Raw genomic sequence first — 2,153 nt, 5'->3', positions numbered from 1 at the left:
TAACGACGCGTCATCGAAGGGTTTGCTTGCGCTCATCTTCCGGATGCCTACCTGCCCCGGATCATGTCCGCGGCTTTTGACCCAACGCTCACCACCATGGCTCTTCTACCACAGCAGCTTGGGCTGGTTTGAGACCCGCTCCTGAAAGCCGATCCCGAGGGGCCTACCCTCATCTTTCGCGCAGCTTCTCTGCATGTTGTCAGTTCGCCATCGAACCTCCCTCCGCTTGCTGCAGCATACTATGGACGGGCACTAGCTAGGACGTCCTGAAATTCGCTGCGCGAGGCTTCTTGCAAAAGTATCTCGCGCATCCAGACATTCCCGGGATCCTTGTTATGGAGGGCTGGCCACTGGACAGCCTCAGTGAACCACAGGGGTCGCAGCGGGTGCTTGACGATCCGCAGGGGTATCGTTTGTTCGAAATACTTGACGAGACGGAATGGGATAATGGCTATACGGTTGGTGCCCGGCAGCAACGGCGGAATCAAAGTAAAACCGGGCACGACAAGTTCGACACGTCTCTTGAACCCGTGCTCAAGCAATAGCCATTGTTCGAAAGAGGGCTTCAACGCACGTCCGAATTGGGCGGCAACATGCCCCATCGACATATATGTCTCGAAAGAGAGATCCCCCAGCAACTGCTCATTCCTCGGGCAGCCGACGCACACGAGTGCCTCGCCAAACAGCTTCATCTTGGGGTGCGCACTCGACATGAATAAGTCCGGAAGAATTAAAAAATCGACGTCACCGCGCCGGAGAAGCTCATAAGGATCATCATCGAGAGGCAGCAACTCGAAGCTGACGCCGGGAGCCTCCCGGGCCAAGCGCTCCACAACCCTCTCAAAGAATACAAGTGTCATAAAGTCAGAAAGAATGATCCTGAAACGGCGATCCGACTGGGCTGGGTTGATCGGATCCCAGGCAATGACGGAGAGCTGAATGTGGAGCAGGGCGTCGCGCACCGCTGGGGCGAGCGCCTCCGCACGCGGTGTTGGGATAAGTTCGCGACCCTGCATCGAAAACAGCTCGTCGCCGAAATAGGTGCGCAGTCGCGCTATAGCCGCGCTCATGGCCGGCTGACTGAGCTTGACCCTGCGTGCGGCGGCCGTGAGCTTGCGCTCGGTCATCAGTGCGTCGAGCGCGACGAGGAGGTTTAGATCTAGGCCTCTAAAACGCATGTGCGGTGTCCATACGCCGATGATTCTTTCCAAACAATCAATTTTACCAATTTTGCTGAGTCCTATTAGAGAGCCCTGAAGTTAACGAAATCAAGGTTCGGCAAGGGAATTTTTTCTCAGGACTTCTCTTTAAACGTTGTATGTTGAAGCCCTCTCTGGTCGTGTCCCCGAAGAAAATGTCGTCTCGCGGCGCCAGCTTCGTCGCTCAAAGTTATTGGCCTTCCTCAAAAGCTTCCGTCGCCATCGGCATCGAAGCTTGTGGCGCCTCACACCACCGGGCACGAGTGTTGCAATCACTCGGCCACGAAGTCGGACTTCTTCCGCCCACACGTCACGCCCTTACGTCAAACGGAATAAGAATGACGCCGCCGATGAGCCGAGGCGCGAGGGCGACGCTCGTCGCTTCCTCGCTGCGATGCGCGCGAGGCTTGAGGAGTTCATGCTGTCGCTTCATCCGGACAAGACCCGCTTGATTGAGTTTGGTCGCTTTGCGGCGGTCGATCGCAAGAGGCGCGGGCTCGGCAAACCGGAGACCTTCGCCTTCTTGGGGTTCACGTTCATCTGCGGGAAAACACGCAAAGGGCACCTTCCAGCTTCAGCGGAAGACCCGAGGCGACCGGATGCGGGCGAAGCTCAAGGACATCAAGGCGGACCTGCGGCGGCGGATGCACTGGCCGATCTCCCAACAGGGAAAATGGCTGAGTCAGATCGTCGGCGGGCATTTTGCCTACTTCGCGGTTCCAACGAACATCCGGGCGCTCACGGCGTTCAGATATCGGATGGTCGACCTTTGGTTGCGATCGCTAAGGCGGCGCAGCCAGAAGGACGGCGCTACGTGGGAACGATCGCGCAGTTAGCCAACGACTACTACCTTCCCAAGCCTCGTATCCTTCATCCATGGCCGAATGTGCGCTTCGCCGTCAATCACCCGAGGTAAGAGCCACGTGCGGGAAACCCGCCCGCGTGGATCTGTGC

The 2,153-nt window shown here is 57.6% G+C and carries 2 protein-coding genes and 1 pseudogene; 2 read left to right on the top strand and 1 reads right to left on the bottom strand.

Features of this window, described 5'->3' with window-relative positions; translation table 11 throughout:
• Positions 1-239: 239 nt before the first annotated feature.
• Positions 240-1,178: a transcriptional regulator NodD2 gene (gene nodD2, locus LPU83_RS25155; RefSeq protein ID WP_157997297.1), complete on the bottom strand. Its 939-nt coding sequence runs from the start codon at positions 1,176-1,178 to the stop codon at positions 240-242.
• Positions 1,179-1,314: 136 nt separating this feature from the next.
• Here nodD2 and LPU83_RS73775 point away from each other — a divergent pair.
• Positions 1,315-1,551 (top strand): annotated as a pseudogene (locus LPU83_RS73775) (IS110 family transposase); the annotation flags it as partial.
• A gap of 66 nt (positions 1,552-1,617) precedes the next feature.
• Positions 1,618-2,115, top strand: coding sequence for a hypothetical protein (locus LPU83_RS25135; protein ID WP_245272618.1), 498 nt, complete (start codon positions 1,618-1,620; stop codon positions 2,113-2,115).
• Positions 2,116-2,153 lie beyond the last annotated feature (38 nt).

The sequence above is a fragment of the Rhizobium favelukesii genome (genome assembly GCF_000577275.2).
Taxonomy (GTDB): Bacteria; Pseudomonadota; Alphaproteobacteria; order Rhizobiales; family Rhizobiaceae; genus Rhizobium; species Rhizobium favelukesii.
This window is presented reverse-complemented; position numbering and strand designations above follow the sequence as displayed.

Coding starts and splice junctions, on each gene's coding strand:
- nodD2 (WP_157997297.1), bottom strand. CDS start 1,178: ATGCGTTTTAGAGGCCTAGATCTAAACCTCCTCGTCGCGCTCGACGCA.
- LPU83_RS25135 (WP_245272618.1), top strand. CDS start 1,618: ATGCTGTCGCTTCATCCGGACAAGACCCGCTTGATTGAGTTTGGTCGC.